The sequence below is a fragment of the Acinetobacter sp. RF14B genome, assembly GCF_006864105.1.
Taxonomy (GTDB): domain Bacteria; phylum Pseudomonadota; class Gammaproteobacteria; order Pseudomonadales; family Moraxellaceae; genus Acinetobacter; species Acinetobacter lwoffii_C.
The window spans coordinates 12,342-31,094 of sequence record NZ_SMTB01000024.1; the positions used below are offsets into that span (position 1 = coordinate 12,342).

The 18,753-nt window shown below is 34.9% G+C and carries 13 protein-coding genes and 1 pseudogene; 7 read left to right on the forward strand and 7 right to left on the reverse strand.

What is annotated here, in order from left to right:
• The first annotated feature begins 2 nt into the window (after positions 1-2).
• The 5 genes from E2K52_RS05550 to E2K52_RS05570 all read left to right on the forward strand — a co-directional run bounded on the left by E2K52_RS05550 (position 3) and on the right by E2K52_RS05570 (position 5,153).
• A complete protein-coding gene (locus E2K52_RS05550; protein ID WP_151204162.1) occupies positions 3-923 on the forward strand; it encodes a TniB family NTP-binding protein in 921 nt (306 codons plus the stop codon).
• 29 nt (positions 924-952) lie between these two features.
• The gene (locus E2K52_RS05555; protein WP_151204163.1) at positions 953-2,068 is read left to right on the forward strand and encodes a TniQ family protein; all 1,116 of its coding nucleotides are present in this window, start codon (positions 953-955) and stop codon (positions 2,066-2,068) included.
• On the forward strand, positions 2,061-3,497 hold the full coding sequence (locus tag E2K52_RS05560) for a transposase (RefSeq protein ID WP_151204164.1): 1,437 nt from the start codon (positions 2,061-2,063) through the stop codon (positions 3,495-3,497). Before E2K52_RS05555 ends, E2K52_RS05560 begins: the two co-directional genes overlap by 8 nt.
• Positions 3,498-3,622: 125 nt before the next feature.
• On the forward strand, positions 3,623-4,588 hold the full coding sequence (locus E2K52_RS05565; protein ID WP_151204165.1) for a hypothetical protein: 966 nt from the start codon (positions 3,623-3,625) through the stop codon (positions 4,586-4,588).
• A 10-nt stretch (positions 4,589-4,598) separates the two neighbouring features.
• Positions 4,599-5,153, forward strand: coding sequence for a hypothetical protein (locus tag E2K52_RS05570; protein WP_151204166.1), 555 nt, complete (start codon positions 4,599-4,601; stop codon positions 5,151-5,153).
• Between the two features lie 56 nt (positions 5,154-5,209).
• Here the strand turns inward: E2K52_RS05570 and E2K52_RS05575 are convergent, their stop codons facing one another.
• The 7 genes and pseudogenes from E2K52_RS05575 to E2K52_RS05605 all read right to left on the reverse strand — a co-directional run bounded on the left by E2K52_RS05575 (position 5,210) and on the right by E2K52_RS05605 (position 17,163).
• Complete coding sequence (locus E2K52_RS05575; RefSeq protein ID WP_151204167.1) at positions 5,210-8,047, reverse strand: DEAD/DEAH box helicase family protein; 2,838 nt, start codon at positions 8,045-8,047, stop codon at positions 5,210-5,212.
• Positions 8,040-9,785: a site-specific DNA-methyltransferase gene (locus E2K52_RS05580; RefSeq protein WP_151204168.1), complete on the reverse strand. Its 1,746-nt coding sequence runs from the start codon at positions 9,783-9,785 to the stop codon at positions 8,040-8,042. Before E2K52_RS05580 ends, E2K52_RS05575 begins: the two co-directional genes overlap by 8 nt.
• 448 nt (positions 9,786-10,233) lie before the next feature.
• On the reverse strand, positions 10,234-10,836 hold the full coding sequence (locus tag E2K52_RS05585) for a hypothetical protein (RefSeq protein ID WP_151204169.1): 603 nt from the start codon (positions 10,834-10,836) through the stop codon (positions 10,234-10,236).
• A 1-nt stretch (position 10,837) separates the two neighbouring features.
• Complete coding sequence (locus E2K52_RS05590; protein ID WP_151204170.1) at positions 10,838-13,984, reverse strand: class I SAM-dependent DNA methyltransferase; 3,147 nt, start codon at positions 13,982-13,984, stop codon at positions 10,838-10,840.
• Positions 13,985-14,142: 158 nt separating this feature from the next.
• Positions 14,143-15,930 carry a hypothetical protein gene (locus E2K52_RS05595; RefSeq protein ID WP_151204171.1) on the reverse strand — a complete coding sequence of 596 codons (1,788 nt, stop codon included), beginning with the start codon at positions 15,928-15,930 and terminating at the stop codon, positions 14,143-14,145.
• A 100-nt stretch (positions 15,931-16,030) separates the two neighbouring features.
• Positions 16,031-16,870: pseudogene (locus E2K52_RS05600) on the reverse strand (YifB family Mg chelatase-like AAA ATPase); the annotation flags it as partial.
• Between the two features lie 65 nt (positions 16,871-16,935).
• Positions 16,936-17,163: an accessory factor UbiK family protein gene (locus E2K52_RS05605; RefSeq protein ID WP_151204173.1), complete on the reverse strand. Its 228-nt coding sequence runs from the start codon at positions 17,161-17,163 to the stop codon at positions 16,936-16,938.
• A gap of 398 nt (positions 17,164-17,561) precedes the next feature.
• On the opposite strand from E2K52_RS05605, the gene glnK reads away from it, so the two are divergent.
• Both glnK and E2K52_RS05615 read left to right on the forward strand, forming a co-directional pair.
• Positions 17,562-17,900 (forward strand): P-II family nitrogen regulator, encoded by a 339-nt coding sequence (gene glnK / locus E2K52_RS05610; protein ID WP_151204174.1) that lies wholly within the window; start codon positions 17,562-17,564, stop codon positions 17,898-17,900.
• 59 nt (positions 17,901-17,959) lie between these two features.
• Positions 17,960-18,753, forward strand: a 794-nt coding sequence (locus E2K52_RS05615; protein WP_151204175.1) for an ammonium transporter, incomplete at its 3' end; no start/stop codon positions are given.

Sequence of the window (18,753 nt, forward strand, 5' to 3'; positions counted from 1 at the left end):
TGATGGAAAAATATGAACATCTTGCAGAGCATGTACTTGAAATCATGCAATTAAGCGATAGTGAACGGATTGAGACATTATTTACTGATAGATGGATTGGCTATAAGAAAGCCATTACCATCATGAATACATTGACTGATATTTTGAATCGCCCTAGAAAACTAAGACCCGAATGCTTATTGATAGTTGGTGATTCCAATATGGGCAAAACAACTATCATTCATGAGTTTGCTAGACAGTATTATACAAAAAACGTAAGTGATGCCGACATGGATTTATTGTCCGTGACCAAGCCTGTTTTACCGATACTTGCTCCAGCAAAAGCCAATGTTAAAGAACTCTATATTAATATTTTAAATCACTTCTTTGTGCCATTTCGGGCAAGTGATCCTGAAGGCAAATTACGAAATCAAGCCGTACACTTGATGCGTAAGTATGAAACAAAAATGTTGATTATCGATGAAATTCATAATTGTCTGACAGGTTCAGCCAAATTGCTTCCCGAAGTCATGAACACACTCAAGAACCTCAGCAATGAATTGAGTCTGAATATCGTAGGTGTCGGTACTCGTGAAGCAATCACCATACTGCATACTGATCCGCAATATGCCAGTCGCTTTGATGTGGTGAATTTACCCAAATGGGAACTCAATCAAGACTTTTTAAGATTATTAGTGAGTTATGTTCGACTATTGCCGTTAAAAAAACAGTCTAATCTTGCATCCAAAGAGATTGCTACGTTGATTTTTGAAGTGTCAGGTGGAAATTTTGGGGATTTAAATCGATTACTGGTGGAGTGTGCCAAAGAAGCCATTTTACAAGGTGATGAAGAAATTACCTATGACATCGTACATAAGTTTAAATGGCTTAAACCTACGGAGGGCTTAAGAAATATTAGAAATATAAATCTCAGCCTGAGTTAATTTTGCTAAATCATTATAGGGAGGTAGAAATGAGTCAACCTGAACAATGTTGGTATATCAGAACTCCCATTCAGCAAGGGGAAATATTTTCATCGTGGTTGATTCGTTCCGCCTTAGATGTAGGTTGCTCACCTATGGTTCTCATTGAGGCTTTATGGGGGAAATGGAGAGCTTTAACGATTGATTTAGACAAAGGAGTAGATGCAGAAAGGTTCGATGCTCTGTTATCTCATAGTATGGAGTCAAAACAGAATATACAGCAATCGATGTTGAGTAGCATCGTTTCTCAGGTACAGCCAAATTATGATCCAAATCAAAATATCCCTTGGGTTTTATCCTTGGGCACACGAAACCGCTCAAATACATCAGGTCGGCAAGTGTGTGTTGAATGCTTGAAAAGTCATGAAAATCCGCCTTATTTGCGTTTAATGTGGCGTATGGGATGGCATTGTAGTTGTGTTGAGCATCAGGTAAGTTTAATTGACCATTGCCCTGAATGTGGTGTGACGATCCAACCATTTAAAGCCGATATGGAACATGGTTGTTTAGCGATCTGTACGACATGTGGTTTTGATTTAAGGCGTTGTGAGGAAAGCAAAAACATCAATTTAAATGCTTTAAACTTCCAAAATAAAGCAGAGCAAGTCTTAAAACAAAAATTTGGTTTTTATAATCAATCCCCAGTGACTTCTCAAGTATGGTTTGAAATTGCTCGTGCATGGCTTAGTGAGATCAGATTTTTGGTCAATACGCCCAATAAAAATGTGATTCAATTATTTGAAAGTTTTGACGTAAATTTACATCTTCCAAATCCAATTACTCCTTTGGCATTTGAATATCTGAATACTCAGGAGCGAATAGTTTTGCTTTCAATATTGGATCAGATTATGGATATTCCATGTAATTTACTAATACAGCGTTCAAAGGAATACGGAATTAGTCATGCAAACTTTTGGGATAAGCGTAAGAAGCTGCCTGTTCAGCTCCAACAGATGAAAGATTTAATGATTAAGCCTACAAGACATTATCCTGTCTCTCGTGCAGCAATAACTGTTACTAAGCCAAAATCTAAAGCAAGTGTACAACGTCAATGGTTAAATTTATTAAGAAGAAGCAATAATAGTGGAGCGAGGCATATTGACTGAAAATGTTATTGAACATGACTGTCATGGATGCAACCAGTCTGTTTCTTTCATAAAAAAACGATATAAAGGCAAGAAATATTGTTCGACTTGTTATGCTCGTATCTTTAAAAAACGATTATGCCCAAGTTGTGGTGACTTTGCCCGACTCCCTAGAGATGATGAACAAGCCATTTGTAATGAATGTATTAAGAAACAACCCTGTATTCGATGTAATCAGACAAATAAACCAATAGGTAAGCTGACTGAATATGGTGTGGTGTGTAATAGTTGTTCCGTGTATTTTAGACCCATTGAGCCTTGTGAACGATGTGGTACGCCATCACAAAAATTGACCCGAATTTCACGATTTAATGATGATCTACGGGTATGTCCAAAATGTGCGACACGAGATTATGAGACATGTCCATCGTGCCAGAAACATCGCTTATTGGAGTCTGATGCATCAGGACAAAGAACGTGTAAAAAATGTAGAGATAAGCCTCAGAAACCCTGTAAAGCATGTCATTGTATGATTGCAGCAGGTTGTGCTGATTTATGCGATGATTGTTATTGGCATCAAAATTTATGGAATAAATTTGATCAAAATCAGAAAGTATTTGAGTCTAGCTACTTAAAACAGCAGTATGAAAACTATACAGGCTGGTTAGAAAAGAAAGTGGGATCACATAAAGCCGCATTATATATAAATAAACATACCCATTTCTTTATGAAAACCGAAATAGATTGGAATCAATCTGTGCCTACAACAAAGCAGTTATTAGCAAGGTTACGAAGTAGTGGGCTTAGAAAATTTGAATTGGTGATGCAATGGCTTGAAGAGGTGCATGACATTCGAATAGATATGGATAACAAAAAAAGTTGTTCAGAACGAGATCAGATGGAAAAACTTGTGCAACGTATTTTTCAACCATCTTTGGCGTATGATGTTGTACTGGAGTACAAGAATAAATTAGAAGAAAAAATCAAAAGAGGCGATACTTCACTACGTTCAGCTCGGTTGGCTGTAAAGCCTGCTGTGGCGTTGATGCTGTCAATGGGGCAAGAAAGTACCCAATTACCAAATTTGGAGCATGTCAAAGCGTATTTGGCTGACTATTCCGGTCAAGCTGCCGCTCTCACTGGATTTGTTAACTTTTTAAATGAAAATTATGGTACTTCCATTGATTATTTAAAGTTAAAAAAATCTAATTTTTTAAAGGCTAAACGGAAACAAAAGCTAGAAAACAAGATTGTTGCCCTAACTCAGACTGATTTAAGTAGTAACAAAACCATCATCAGTTGGGTTAGAAGTGGTCTTAGATATTTTCATCAACTTCCTTACATTGATGCTTTAAAGGTTAAAGCTGAGATGATTACTGAGACAGATGATGGTTTTACTGTAGTGTTTAAGAGGCAATCTTATTGGTTACCCAAAAGGAAGCTTAAGTGACTATGAAAACTTAAATTATTACTTATAGATTCCATTAATTTTTTATTCTTGTGCAGTGAAAATAGTTATGAGATGATGAATTTTTCTTTGACTTATAAACTTGAGTATAAAGGGTATTATCAAAAATGAAAGCAGTTAAGCAAAATAAAACTATACATTATAAATCTGCTAAATTTGTTGATAACAATATAACCTTGCAGAATTTATTAGAACAAGCTTTTGATAAAAATTCTGTTTACGCAAAGGCAGTAGCAAGAAAAGAGCAATTTAACCCAGATTCTGCTGCATGTCGTTTAATTAGTCGTTTTAGAGTAACCAATGGTGTCTTTTTTGGTCAGTTGGCTTACTTCGAATCAGGGAAAGTTCCATTAAAGTTATTAATGAATGATGATTCCGAGCAGTGCGAAATTATTGCTACTAATGATAAATCAGAAAATGATTCAACAACAGAATTTCCAGAGTCACTTTTATACTTCTGTGTACTAGATAACCATGTAGCCATTGTTCAATCAAAGTCATTAGGATTCAAAGACTTGGAGTATCATTTAAACTGGTTTCTTAATAGTTGTTGTAACTATATTACTAATGCTTTGATTTTAAGTGATCAAGTATTACCAGAAGTTAGGGAAAAATTATACAAAGAGCCCGCTAAGGAATTAGTATATGAAGAACCTTTATATACCAATGATATGTTGGAGAAAAAATCTGAAAATTCACAAAATATTTCACAAGCAGAATTTAATTTAGATGGTAGTGGTGCAAGCATTCTCAAAAACTTATTCAATTTTAAGGGTATTAAGTTAAACGAGTCATTGGATGATGCTAACTTATTTGTTCAAGTGATTGTTAAATATAAAAATAGAACATCAGAATCAGGTCAAAAAGTATTAGATTCTATTGCTTCGAGTATGAGGCATAACCCCGATGAAAATTTTAAAATTCGATTAAAAAATGGTGGTATCATTTCGGGTAAAGATCTGCGTATTAGTGGGAAAATTCCTGTCAGTATCTTGAACGGAGTGATAGATGAAAATGGTATTAGCTTGGAAATGATTAAATGGCTAAGTGATCAAGCACAAAAGGTTGTATGAGTGTCAGCTTATGGCTAATAAAAGATGGTATATAGAAATGTTTGAGATGCACAACTTAGTTGTGCATCTAATCGTTTTTATTACTGTTTTTTCTATTGTGTATACAATTCTACACTATGTGCCGCTTTCAATTGCAAAAACGAATTGGACACTTTTTATACTTGCTTTTAACCTTGTTGCCCCTATCGGAGCTATTGGTGCTTCATATTTTAAAATGAGTGATCTAAAAGCTGTATCTTTAGAGTTGTCGAATGAGGAAATTCATCGCCTTCAAGACAATATTAAGATTAGACTAAGATTAATTCTAAGGGTATTCGTGTTTATTATATCACTAGCGGTTATTTTTAGTGTTATGTTGATAGCTAATGCTGGAAGTAACCTCAGTAATTTAACAATATCATTAGGGACATCTCTAACAATTTGTGCAATCTTATTGCTTTATATCTCATGGAAAGAAGCGGATGAAATAAATCAATTTAAAGCTGATGTGCTTAATAGAAATCTTAGGAAAAAGAAACAAGAAGAGATCTTTAAAAAAACATCTAAAAGTAAAGAAGATAATTGATCTACTTAATAATAGAAATATAAAAATCAAACTGGTTATGAAATAAAAAGCCGAGATTAACTCGGCATTCTTGTATGAAAATCAATAGCAAAATCAGATTCAGATCGTGGTTCAGTATTGTAGAATTTAAAGCCTAAACATTTAACCTCTTTATAACCATGCGATTTGACTTCATTTAAGAACTCAACATAGTTTTGTGAATCATCTTGTTCTGCATCAAAAACAATTTGGCTTTCATCATCCAAACTGATCAAGACTTCCTCTTTCCAAGTATCTTTTTCAAGCAAATGACCGCCTTTAGGCTCAATTAAGCATTGATAGTACATTTCACCATTTTCAGCATCATTAATGATCAACATGTAGTCAGGGCTGAATCTACGACCATCTTTCGGGCTGAACAACCAATAATCAAGTTCATTGCGTATCAGGTAAATCTCTGTACCCTTGTAGCGTGATTTAAGCTCGTCAATTTGCGTTGCAACAAACTTAACAAAGCGTTTTTCTTCGCTTGTGCCATAGTTCTCACTGTAGGCGTACCAATCGGCAGTTTCAACATCAAACTGTAGATCGGGGTTGTCATGGCTTGACTGTGGTTTTGCACGTTCATCAGGTGCATAATCACTTGTTTCACCATCTAAGTCTTGGATAGGAAATGAAACTAAGTAGATGTTCTTTTCTTGTTGAAAGATGGACGATAGTGATTTAGGTCTAAAAATATGACTTCCTGTAATCTTTGGCATGTGCTGATCTATGGCTTTACGCACTTCAGGGAGAATCACACCGACCAATAATTGTAGTTTTTCACGTGCTTCAAGTTGGTTAATATCTTTGCCTTCTGAATACGAATATTTAATTTCATATAAAGGTAGGTATTTTTCAATCAATTCATCAATACTCTTTATCCCAACAATATGATTTTTCAGATGATTAAATCGAAAGAAATTATTTTCTGCTGACATTAATGCCTTACGAATAATCAACGGTGAAAAGTATTCATCGGTTAAATGAATGGTTTTATACTGAATCCCTGCCTGAATTTTATTTTGCTCTTTGTCCGTTAAACTTCTTGTATGAAGTCGGTAAATACTGGCTTTGATTTCCCTTCTAAAAGTAGCATCAATTTCTGTATCTGTTGTTTTACTGCGGTATAGTTGCTGATTCACCAATACAAAACCTTTTTTATAGGTTTCACTATTGAGGAATTCGGACTTGAGCTTAATTGTCCGTTTTTCCATACTTTTATTTACAATTCCCTCATCGAGTAAGGCATATTGCAAGTTATCTAAGAACGTACCTGTTTTAACAAAGTGGTAGAAGAAAGTTTCTAAAATACGCCCATGCTCATGCGGTGCATTATCAAATTTACGTTTGAATGGATCGAACTCATAACTATGTTCTTCATCAAATAGCCCTCCACTTTGAGAGATCTTATAAGCCCTTGGCAGTTTGTATGGACACAATCTTGCACCACGACCAATCAACTGGATATCTTGTAGCGATACTTTTTTAGATTCTGAAATATCAAAATGAATAATGTCAAATAGGCTGAGTACATCCCATCCTTCGTTTAGTGCATTAACAGAAAAAATTGCTCGAATCACATTTCTTGGACTATCGAGTAGAGGTAGTAAATCCGCTTTCTCTTTTTTCTGGCTGTTATACGTCATGCTGTTATCTTCACGGAAACGCATTTTAATTTCAGCAATAAACGTATTTAAGCCGTCAGGGTCTTGAGAGGATACCAACCCTGATTTTCGTGAAGCAAGCCAACTAAACATTTGAGAGATAAATCGGTTTCGATCTTCTTCTATGAGTGATTGCTGTGTGCCTGCACCTAAGTTTTTTAAATGATCTAAATCACTTACCTTGAGTGAACTAATCACTTTATGGAAAAACTCCCGATCGTCCTCACTCTTGGCAATTTTGGTAGATTTAATCAAAATAATGGGATTAACCTGAACATTCATTTCTCGTTCAGCGAGTAATCTGCGGTATTCACTCATCACAACCGCATTGATGACCAATAAACGCTTTTGATCTTCAATCTGCGTTTCTTCGTTATAAAGAAAGCCGACTTCTTTGCTGTATCCATCCTTATTGAATTGTAGAAAATCGTAACGATGAATCAACTTATCACGATATTTTTTATGAATGTGAGGGTTTTCTAAATCTACGGTAGCGGTAAACTCTAACAGTAAATTATCGGGACGAGCATAGATTGCTGATTGAACAGCCGTTTCCCAATTACGAATATCTTCTTCTTCGGTTTTTTTGAGTTTTTTACGTGTATCTACGTTTAAACGGTGTGCTTCATCGGCAATCACAACAACAGCATTATCTGCAAAATCTTGGGAAGTTAAGCTATTTTCTTTATCTTCTGTCAGGCGATTATATAAAAGTGCTGTGCTGAAAAACATGAAGTTAATAGTATCTTTTTGAGCATCTTGAAACCGATCAATCGCACGAATATTAATGGTTTTACCATTTAATTTAACTCCTTTCGGATTAAACAAATACTTGGCAAATTTATAATCGGTGAAGTTTTTTACCGCCTGATTTTTAATTTGCAACTGGTGTACCAAAAATACAAAATTGCGGTAGCCTTTTTGATATAGATACAGGATAGCAGCAGCCATTGTGAGCGTTTTACCTGTACCTGTCGCCATATTAAACAACAAATGCTTAGCTTGACTTGGGTCTTGCTCAAATAGCCAAATAAAGTGCTTGATGGCAACTTCCTGATAATCTCGTAATGTCTTTGAAAGATTATCGGTGATGTAAGTTGGGAGTTGATAATCTCTGCCCCACTCCTGATATTCAGGATTCGATTCAATTTGATTAAACAAGAACTGCGACAATGTATCCTTGACTTTGGTTTTTGTGCTTTTAGTCATTGTTCGCCCCATAGAATAGATCGGTTAAAGCCATTTCTTCATCTGTGACATGGTAACGACTATCACGCATATCTGCATGATTCAGATAAAGTTGGTTTTCATCCAAAATGCCAATCAGTAATTCTTTGCGTTGATCTAAATCTAGTGAGCGGAAGTTTTCATCTTTTTCAAATTCGCTTTTCTCGAACCAAAACTTCAAGAAGGCATTTTTAGCCATTTCATTGTAGACTTCATCTAGCTCACCTTTACTATTGGCAATCATGATTTTATCTAAAAAGTCTTGGTTATATTTTTTAAGCTCAAAATAAATAAATGAACCACCACCTTGCCAATTCACCGCCTTAGAAATACCACCTTGTTCGCCCTCTATCACTTTCTTTAAGCGTTCTTTAGTAATATCTTCGATATAGTCCATTTGTTCAATACCAATCCATCTGCGTCCCATTTTATGAGCGACAGCGCAAGTCGTGCCTGAACCTAGATGGTAGTCGAGAACAATGTCGTTTTCGTCTGTCGATAATTCTATAGCACGTTGAATTAGATTTTCAGGTTTTGGGTTCTCAAATACAACATCACCAAACATGGCTTGTTGGTGCTTTGTTGCGTTTGTGGTGGTATCAGTAGAAGTCCATAAAATTGTATCAGGTGTTACATCAGACCAAAGTGTTGATGCAGCTTTTCCTTTACCTGCTTCAATAGCGTCTTCTAAATATACTTTTAATTGTGGTTTAGTTAAGCCCTTTGAACCAAATTGAATACGATTTCTTTCAAGTAAACTGAGGTATTCTTTCTCTGTTGTACGCCAATGACGACCTTTAGGAGGCGTATAAACATCTCCATTATTAGGATTGGTAATCTTATATTCTAAATTTTCACGGACATTAGGAGCATCAAATGGCTCAATTTTGTATTTACCTAGTTCATCTTGTAGATCAAAACCCTCTATATCTAAAGCTAATTTAAAATCGGCTTTATTGACAGCTGTTTTGTCCTTAGCATAAGTAAGAACATGTGTACTTGAAACAGATAGTAGGCCATCACTAGAAATGGATTTTCTTGATTGCCAAATTACATCCGCAATGAAATTTTCCCGTCCAAAAATATCATCTGCTAAGACCTTGAGGTAATGTGCTCCATCATCTGAAATGGTGATGAAAATAATACCGTTTTCTTTTAAAAGTTCTTTTGCAACTTCAAGTCGATTTTTCATGAAAATTAGCCATGAAGATAGCTTGAAGTTCGAATTATATGCAAATGTATCAGCAGGCTTTGTATCAATAAAATAATAAGGCGGATCAATGAATATACATTTTACTTCATTGGAAAACCTTTGTTTTAGAGAGTGTAAAGCAAGTAAGTTGTTGCCTTTAATCAATAAATTTTGTTGTAAATTTCCATTTTTATCAAAGAATTCTATAGCCTTTCCTGAATTCCTGAATTCCTGAATTCCTGAATTCCTGAATTCCTGAATTCCTGAATATTTGATATTTGTCAATACTTTTGGCTCAAATAATGTATCAATATCAGTGCCATCAACTTCAAGATGAAGAAAACGTTCTTCACGTCCTGAATCTTCTTTGCTCATTCCTGCTTCAAGTACAGTGTCTTTAAAGGGGAAACTTAGAACTACATCGGTATTATTATTCAAAAAGCCAATACGATCTTGGCTTGTAGAATAAAGCCCAATTTTGTTGCTATAGCGAGTATATCTACCTTTCTTGAGTGAATTATCAGACATGAATAAATCCTGTTGTACCGTTAAGTGGAAGCTAAAGTAGCATTTCTTTATAACCAAGCGTTTTAAGTATTTAAAACATAACTATTGCTCAAAGTACTACGATTGATTTTATTGCTAGTGCTAGAATTACGATTGTTGCCTTTTTGAAATAACTTTACCAATGATAACGTATTAATTCTTATTAGGTTAAATCTGATTAGTATAATAAAAGAAGGAATAGCCTACATAGAGCTATTTTATAATCAGCAGAGAATTCAGAAAGGACTAAATTTTAAGACACCAAATCAAATGGTAGAAGACTTTTAGAAGTTGGCTGCCTAGAATCTCCCAAGTAAGAGTGTCCTCTTATTTCAGCACACATCAGTAGAATCGTTATCAAAACATCTTCCTTAAACTTAGTAGGGGTAGGGTATCAACATAGCAAATTCAGGCAATTAAACAATTTAATTTACAAACTAGTGAAATCTAATATCAAATGCTTTAATAAATCTATTGTGACATGCCTAGACTCATAATAATTTTTAAAAGTTGATGTGCTGAGGTTTAGTACTTCTGAGTTTCTTTTATCGTTGATTAATAATTTATTAATTCCACCTACTGTATTACTAAGATCTCCTTCTAAAAGGAATCCTAGCATACATCCAAGGGGATACTTATTCTTAATAAACCTATCCATTCCTTCATTTATATATGATCTTTTTAAGTTAGAATCTTTCTCTTTAATTCTTTTTGCTTCGAAGTAATATAAGTGTTCATCTGACTTATTAAATGTAGCCATTTTGAAATCTATTCTGGATAGACTGTTGGCAAATCCTTTGATTTTATTAACATTTGCAGAGGAAAGATGGTGTTCTCTTGAAACGAAAATTCGCCACTTACGTCTTGAAGGGTTTAAATCAATTCTTTCACATAGTTCCTGAGAAATATCATTTTCATCCCAGTCGAATTGTAGGGTTTTTTGAGCTAAAGAGCCTTCATAAGCTTCATTTATTAACCTGAAGCATTTAATTTCAAAAGCCTTTTCATATGCAATTTTACTAGGAATTGACATTTTAATCCCCATTAAGAATTTCAAAAATCAAATCATGAGCATCATTAAATGCCATAGAGTTTGTCCAAAACTTTTTCTGGTTCGGTCGTATAATATAAATATCATCATTGTTTTTAAAATTTAAATTCTTTTTAAAATATATATTTGTAGAACTTTTTTCCCATAAATATTTATCTAAGCGACTCAATTCATCATCTAATTTTTCTGGAGATATTGAAATATCTTTAATAGTTTGTTCGTGAGATATTTTAATCATAATTAAAGGGGAGAATTTATTGATGTCATAAATAGTAATATTAACAAAAATATCTTGACCTTCAATGAAGTCATTTAATTCACTGCTAATAATATTTGCATACTCTTTGATTTGATCAAAAGTTGTTAATTCTAAAGCAATTGACTTTTCTTTTTTATGAAACAAATCGATATCATAGTCAACAATATGATTAATTGATGCAATTTCTGATTCTATGAGATCTAGACTCTCATAAATAGTTTTATCTATATTTTCTTCAATAAATAATTTAAGGTCATATTCTTTATACGGATTGATCAGAAAATCCTGTTCTTTTACTCTCCGAATAATCTCTTTTCCTGCATTAATAAGTTTTTCATAATGAATAGAATTTAAGTTAATAGGAATTGTTAGATACTCATTCATCATAATCTGCTCTCTCTCGATGCCATATGATGAATTTGTCATAAATAAATAGTAGGTGCTAAATTTTGAATTAAAATATGCTAATAATACATATAGAGCATCTATATTAGAATTCTTGGTGTAAAAGCCATATACACCATCTCTAAAGGCACAATTTTCATCAATATATGACGCACACACTCTATTTTTTTCTAGTCCTTTTTTGACTACAATATGTGGATTTATATAAGCATTAATATCGCCTAGTCGTCTAAAGTGCATAATCTTTTTAAGATCATTGATGCTATTTAAATTGTAATGCTCGATATAGTAATTAACGGCTTTCTCGGTTTTAACGGAGTCTTTAATTTCACCCAAAGAAGTTGTAGGTGTATAGTATTGAGCTATATGATCAGCGTCTAAATACTTAAGATTACTAAGTACTTCAGAATCTTTAGCTAAATCATTTTTATTAGTAAGTAGTTGAAAACCAACACCATTTTTTATTTGATGTTTCTTCGCAAAACTTTCTATATTATTGAATCTATATTTATTTAGCCTCTCGATTAGTTCCCAATCATTTATTTTACCCCACATTGCAATTTTCCAAATTCTGGAATTTGGATTTTTACACTCTTCTCTTGGTAAATACTTTAGGTCGGATGAATCGATACTTAGTCCTTCAATTATATTAGACTTTATATATGTTTTAGGGGCGTAATATATGATTTTGTCACTTGGTTCTTTATGATCTTTTTGATAAAAGATAATACTTATAGGGCCTGTTGCATTACCAAATAATTGACCTCCAAAATTCTTTTTAGCATTTCTAAGAATGGAAAAGTTAAATATTTTTTCAACGTAACATTCGTTAAAAAGCCAGTTTCTGAAGTTTAAATAGCCTATATTAGTGTTTGTTAATATTTTAGTGTTGAATATTAATGCTATTTCTCCATTTGGAGAAAGAGAAATTGCTTTATGTAAAAATGGTAGAACCATTTCTTTCGCAAAATTAAATTGATTACAATAGTTGTTCATGGTATTTGATAGTTCTGATGTTCCAAAGGGTGGATTACCAACTATCAGGTCGAAACTTAATTTCTGGATTTCAATATTATCTGCAATAGTATCTCTACAGAACAAGTTATTACCTTGCTTCTTTATTGTTAAATCATTAGGGTTATTAATGAGATTAGGTAATCTATGGTCTTTATTCTGCCAGATGTTTTTAGGATCTAATTTATCCAATAAGGCTAAATATAAGCTAAAAGCTGCCACTTTAATTGCTTGAGGGTGAATTTCAATGCCAAAAATATTATCTGTTAATAACTTCTTTAGTTTATTAAAATCTGTTAGTTTCTCATTATGTTTATTTTCATAGCGTTTAACTAAACGTTTAAAACTTTCAACTAAAAAAATACCTGACCCACAGGTTGGGTCTAAAACTTTTAAATTGTAATCAGTTTCACCATTATTGACAGGGATTTTTTCATTTAAAATGAACTCTACTAGTGAAGGGGGAGTGTAATAAGTTCCAGTAATTTTTTTTAGAGAAGGATCCGTTTTAAATAAAAAACTTTCATAAATTTCACTTAATAATTCTATTTGAATAATACTAAAATCAAAAACACGCCAATCTTCTAATAGGTTCATTTGAGATGTATTACGATTGCCACTAATAAAACACTGTTTAACTATTTTTAATTGATTTTTAGAGATGTTTTCATCATTACTTACAGAGAAAACATTACCATTAAAATGGTTTTCTAGCTTTTTGAATAGCTTATAAGTAGACTCAACATCGTCTAAAATGTCGAAATAAGATGAAGCCCCTTCTTTTATCTCTGAATAGAGGTAGCTATCGGTAGCTTTCCTATCCTCAAGGTAAAGTAAGAAAAGAGATCTTAAGATTATTTTATGAATAAAATTAATTTCTAGATTATCTTTTTTTAGTTGCTCTGTAGTATTTATAAGGCTTTCAACTAAATATTTATCTACTCTATGTTGAAGGTTTATTTTATCTCTAATAAATTTTGCTTGATCTAAAGTCCAAATAACACCAGTATCAATAGCTACTTTAGAGAATAATGTATTAAGTTCTTGAATTTGGTCTTTATCATTATAACTGTAAGAACTAATTTCAAGAGTTTTTAATTCCTTGTCATAATCTAAGCCTTCTTTTTTCTGTATTACAGGCGTTTTTGTGCAATTGTATATTCTGATTTCAGTATCAGAATAAACATAAAGAAATAAAACTTTATTATAATTCCATGCTTTTCTATGGATGTTACTAATTGTTTGAAGTGTTTCTGAATCAAAAGATGAAACTTTCTTAATGAAAATAGCGGGAAAAGCATTCTTATTTTCATCATCGATATTAATATAAACATTGTCTATACCAAATTCAGAAACCTCATTTAAAATATGAGCTTCACTCTCCAACAACATTTTGTTATCAGATTTTAAATTAATTGAGTGTTGTAAGTTAAGCTCTTCTAAAATATTCATCAGGTTAGAAATTCATTTAATAAGTGAATCCGGAATTTATATATCTTTGTGAAATATAACAAAAAAATGTTATATTTTCTAGTGTTAATTAAGCTAAAAGTGATGGCTAGTTTTTATACTTTCGCACTTGCTGCTTGAATCCGCCATTTAAAAATCATCTACCTCTGTAGACTTATGAATAAGTTTTTAAAGCGATTTTTCCATTCATCTGGTGTGGCGTATAAATGTTTTATTGCAATCATTTTATGAATGAAACTATCACAATAGAGTGCCCATTTTTTGATTCCTTTGGCACTTTCTAGCTCAATGCAGATTTTTTTTATCTGTTCGTTTGTTAACTTATGCTGTGTAAAAATAAGAAAAGCACAAAATTTTTCATGATTTTTATTTTTATTTATATCGATCAGATAGGAAAAACCATTTTGATTTTTTAAGTCTAATTTTAAGAACAATAATTTTCGCCCCTTTTCATAATCAATCCATGAAGGATGTTTTTGTTTAGGCACAAGTTTTTTGATTTGAAGCAAATTAATACTCGCTATCATTTCACCATGTTCATTAATTGCAGACAGGTGTTCTAGAGGAGAGTCTATTTCTGAAGCAAGTCCTTGGAGAGATTGAATAATATATTGAATATCAAAGCGCTCATCTCTGCTAGGCGGTGTATCTGTAGTTTCAGATTTTTTGATCTTAGTATTTTTATTGCCATAAGGTTCATCAGATGATGTTTCTACATCTTTTGAATTATCTGAATAGGGATGATTGGGTATACCAACTTCAATTAGGTCATTGGTTGGTTCGTTAAAAGAATACTTCAGAATATCTTGTGTATTTCCAGTTTCCACATCAGAACGCTTACGGTATTCACCGCTTGTTCTTGATGGTGGTTTTTGTGTATTGATACGCTCATTTTTATTTTGACTTTTTTCATGTGGACGAGGGTTTTTCTCATCAGGTCTTGAAACAGTATTCGTAAGGTCTTTATTGACATCAATTATATGATCATTAATAGGATCAAATTTTTTCACTCTAGTAATAAAAAAACGTGTCTTATTGTCATCTAGCCAAATTCCTTCTGCTTCAAGAAAAAGCTTTGTAGGGTGTGGCGGATATACAATGGGATATCTTGTGCCTGTGCCATGCTGAAGATGATGAAACTCAGTAACTTCCATACTTCTTTGAATTTTATCGACTATCGTCTGCACATATGGATTTAAGGCTAGATTAGCCAGAAAAATAATTGCTGTTTCGCCAATATCTTCATATGGCTTTCTGATTTTTATTTTATATTCAATATTATCATTTTCAACTTCTGTTGTATAAGATTCTAAAAAGCGGTTAATGATAGATTGGCTTGAGGTGCTTAATAATAGTCCCCGAATATCCTTTCGATTGACGAATAAGCTATGCAAAATATGAATTGAGGAAGTGATGACTTGAGTTCCATCATTAGAATGCATTGAGCAGTGATTCACTTTCCGATATGAATCATTGGTGTATTTAGTGAATGGGAAGCCTTGTAGAACATAATCAACTTTATTGGGTAGAAAATAGTTTTTTAATGGAATGTAGTACTCTGAGGTATCAGGAATTTTATCTGAAAGTTTTATGTTCCTCGGTTTATTATTAGTGAAGTCGAAGGAAAATCGTTTTGTGATGAGTTTTCCTGAAAATCTATAAATGTGATTGGTCAGAACATTTCCGTCCCAAATACTGCCATGTTGAACAGCATCAAGATCAAGTACTGGAACAAGGAATGTTGAGCACTTATCTAAAAATAACCATTGATCACTTTTTCTAATCTCAATTAATAACACTTCAACAAAAGGATTAGTTGAGTCGTTATCTTCGTTTCGAACGAGTCCACCATATCGATAAACCACTCGACTAATATTATCATTTGGGAAACAGTCAATAGTCGTTATTTTGTCATTATTAACAGGCATATATTTTTACAAAATGAATAATTAAAGCTTATAGATAATATACTTTTTATTCTTGCTCTAGTTTATTTGTGTAAACTCTGATTTATTTGTGGAACTGACAGCCTCCGCCAACCAAGGCAATCGCAGAAGCAGTATGATGAGGAGCACGAAATGGCCGTTGTCCAAACGGATGGCTGGTATTGGCAATCGAGTAGATACTGGCGACTTCAAGATTTTCCTGGCTATTGAGTGGCGGCAAAATACTGGCTAGCCGTGATGCCAGCAAAGTCTTACCAGTACCAGGTGGCCCACGGAACAGAAGGGAATGGCCACCCGCTGCAGCAATTTCCAGCGCCCGATGCGGTCTTAACTGGCCTTTCACATCCGCCAGATCAAATTTATAAGCAGCATGCTGAGCGGAAGGGAGAGTGGTAAATGGAGGAAGCAGTTGGGTTTGTGCCAGATGTTCACAGACGTCTTTCAGATGATGAGCAGCAAAGACCTGAATATCGGGCAGCTGACAGGCTTCCTGAGCATTGCTGCCTGGTAAAATCAGTTGATGCTGTGCCTGCTGACAGGCAATCGCGATACTTAAAATGCCCGTGACAGAACGTAATTGTCCATCCAGTGCCAGTTCGCCAATAAACTCCAGATGATCGGTACAGTTTTCAGGAAGCTGGCCCGAGGCCACTAAAATTCCTAGTGCAATCGGCAGGTCCAGACGTGAACCATCCTTGGGCAGATCCGCAGGGGCAAGATTAATGGTCAGGCGTTTGGTCGGGAACTGAAAACCACTATTGAGAATGGCTGAACGTACCCGATCCTTACTTTCTCTGACAGCGGCTTCAGGTAGGCCTACAATGGTGAGAGAAGGCATGCCGGAACTGACATGAACTTCGACTTCAATTAAAGGGGCATGTAGGCCGAATAAGCCCCGCGTATAAATTTTGGCAAAAGACATATTATTGTTCCAATTGGGTGCATTATTTTTATAAGTTTGGCGTCTTTTGTGCACTGATGTGGTGCTTATTTTTTGTTGGAAATTTTCTCTTCAAGGGCATCAACCTGTTTTAACAGCTCATTTAAACGCTGATTGGCATGCTGCAAAGCAGTGCGCTGGCGCTCGATCTCTTCTTTAGAGACCAGATCCATCTTGGTCACGGCTTCATTTAATAAGGCACGCAGGTTGTGTTCCAAGTCTTTTTTAGGCTGTTCGACTTGTTGCAAAATCGCTTGTAACAGGGTTTCAATCATGGTCCGATTCATCCTCATGGAAATGAGGCAACAGTGTATCACTGCCAGAATAGAGACCCTAGTATTTCAGATAAAATATAGGCAGATTCGATCAGCACTCTTGTAGTAGCGGTTATTCTACCGTTGTGAGTCACCTATTAAGAATGACTGAACGGCCTGGGTAGGCCTCATATCAACTAAAAAATATATGTCTTCACTCATATAGATGAAGTGTCAGCAGCTCCTCATAATCTACATAAAAAATATTTCATTTTTGCAGAATCCAACTGGTTATAAGTATAAAATGGGGTATAAAGAAACATCATGTTAATTTTTCTAATTTCCCCCGACCTTAGAAATCTTGGCATGAAATTTGAACATAAAACCTTACTGGTGAAATAAGCCGAAGGAAAACAAACATGAAACTCGTAACTGCAATCGTAAAACCTTTCAAACTGGATGACGTGCGTGAAGCGTTATCTGAAATTGGTGTGCAAGGTATCACTGTCACTGAAGTTAAAGGCTTCGGTCGTCAAAAAGGCCACACTGAACTGTATCGTGGTGCTGAATACGTTGTAGATTTCCTGCCAAAAGTCAAAATTGAAATCGCGATCAGCGATGAAATGGTGGAGGCAGTAATTGAATCTATTACGCGTGTAGCCAGTACAGGCAAGATCGGTGACGGTAAAATTTTCGTTACTAATCTGGAGCAGGTGATCCGTATCCGTACCGGTGAAACAGGTGCAGATGCTGTCTAATTTGGCACGAAGTTTGCTGAGTATCGAATAACTCACAAAAAACTTGGTCGGGGATACAAATGAAATATATGCTACTTGCGTTCAGCTTGTCGGGCGCACTTTTGGGCGGTTCTGTTGCTTGGGCTGAGCAGCCTGCAACAGTACCGGTCTCCACATCAGATAATTTATTGCGCCATGCCCCCCATCCTGCTACCTCTACACAAGCGCCCACCGCGCTTGCTGCCACTACTCCAACAGAAACAGAAAAAGAATCTACATTAGACACAGGTGATACCGCCTGGATTCTGGTATCTACCGCTTTGGTCCTGTTCATGACTATTCCCGGTCTGGCCCTCTTTTATGGTGGAATGGTACGTAAGAAAAACGTGCTCTCTACGATGGCGCATAGCTTTATTGCCGCCGCCGTGGTGAGCCTGAGCTGGGTTTTTCTGGGTTATAGCTTGGCTTTTAGTGAAGGCAATGGCTTTATGGGGGGGCTGGATAAATTCATGCTGGCCGGTATTCGCCCCGACACGCTTATCGGCACACTTCCTGAAATCCTGTTTGTGATTTTTCAAATGACCTTTGCCATTATTACGGTGGCGATTATTAGTGGCTCGATTGCAGAGCGTATGAAGTTTGGTGCCTTCATTGCTTTTATTGCCCTCTGGAGTGTGGTGGTGTATGCACCGATTACCCATTGGGTATGGGGTGGGGGCTGGCTAGGCAATGATGGGGCGCTGGATTTTGCGGGTGGTACTGTCGTGCATATTAATGCCGGTATTGCCGGTCTGGTGGCGGCTTATATGTTGGGTAAACGTATGGGACTGGGCCGTGAATCGATGGCACCGCATAATCTGACCCTGACAGTAAT

Bases quoted from the DNA above. Each gene is read 5' to 3' on its own strand.
- E2K52_RS05550 (WP_151204162.1), top strand. From the start codon at position 3: ATGGAAAAATATGAACATCTTGCAGAGCATGTACTTGAAATCATGCAA.
- E2K52_RS05555 (WP_151204163.1), top strand. From the start codon at position 953: ATGAGTCAACCTGAACAATGTTGGTATATCAGAACTCCCATTCAGCAA.
- E2K52_RS05565 (WP_151204165.1), top strand. From the start codon at position 3,623: ATGAAAGCAGTTAAGCAAAATAAAACTATACATTATAAATCTGCTAAA.
- E2K52_RS05570 (WP_151204166.1), top strand. From the start codon at position 4,599: ATGGCTAATAAAAGATGGTATATAGAAATGTTTGAGATGCACAACTTA.
- E2K52_RS05575 (WP_151204167.1), bottom strand. From the start codon at position 8,047: ATGACTAAAAGCACAAAAACCAAAGTCAAGGATACATTGTCGCAGTTC.
- E2K52_RS05580 (WP_151204168.1), bottom strand. From the start codon at position 9,785: ATGTCTGATAATTCACTCAAGAAAGGTAGATATACTCGCTATAGCAAC.
- E2K52_RS05585 (WP_151204169.1), bottom strand. From the start codon at position 10,836: ATGTCAATTCCTAGTAAAATTGCATATGAAAAGGCTTTTGAAATTAAA.
- E2K52_RS05590 (WP_151204170.1), bottom strand. From the start codon at position 13,984: ATGAATATTTTAGAAGAGCTTAACTTACAACACTCAATTAATTTAAAA.
- E2K52_RS05595 (WP_151204171.1), bottom strand. From the start codon at position 15,930: ATGCCTGTTAATAATGACAAAATAACGACTATTGACTGTTTCCCAAAT.
- E2K52_RS05605 (WP_151204173.1), bottom strand. From the start codon at position 17,163: ATGATTGAAACCCTGTTACAAGCGATTTTGCAACAAGTCGAACAGCCT.
- glnK (WP_151204174.1), top strand. From the start codon at position 17,562: ATGAAACTCGTAACTGCAATCGTAAAACCTTTCAAACTGGATGACGTG.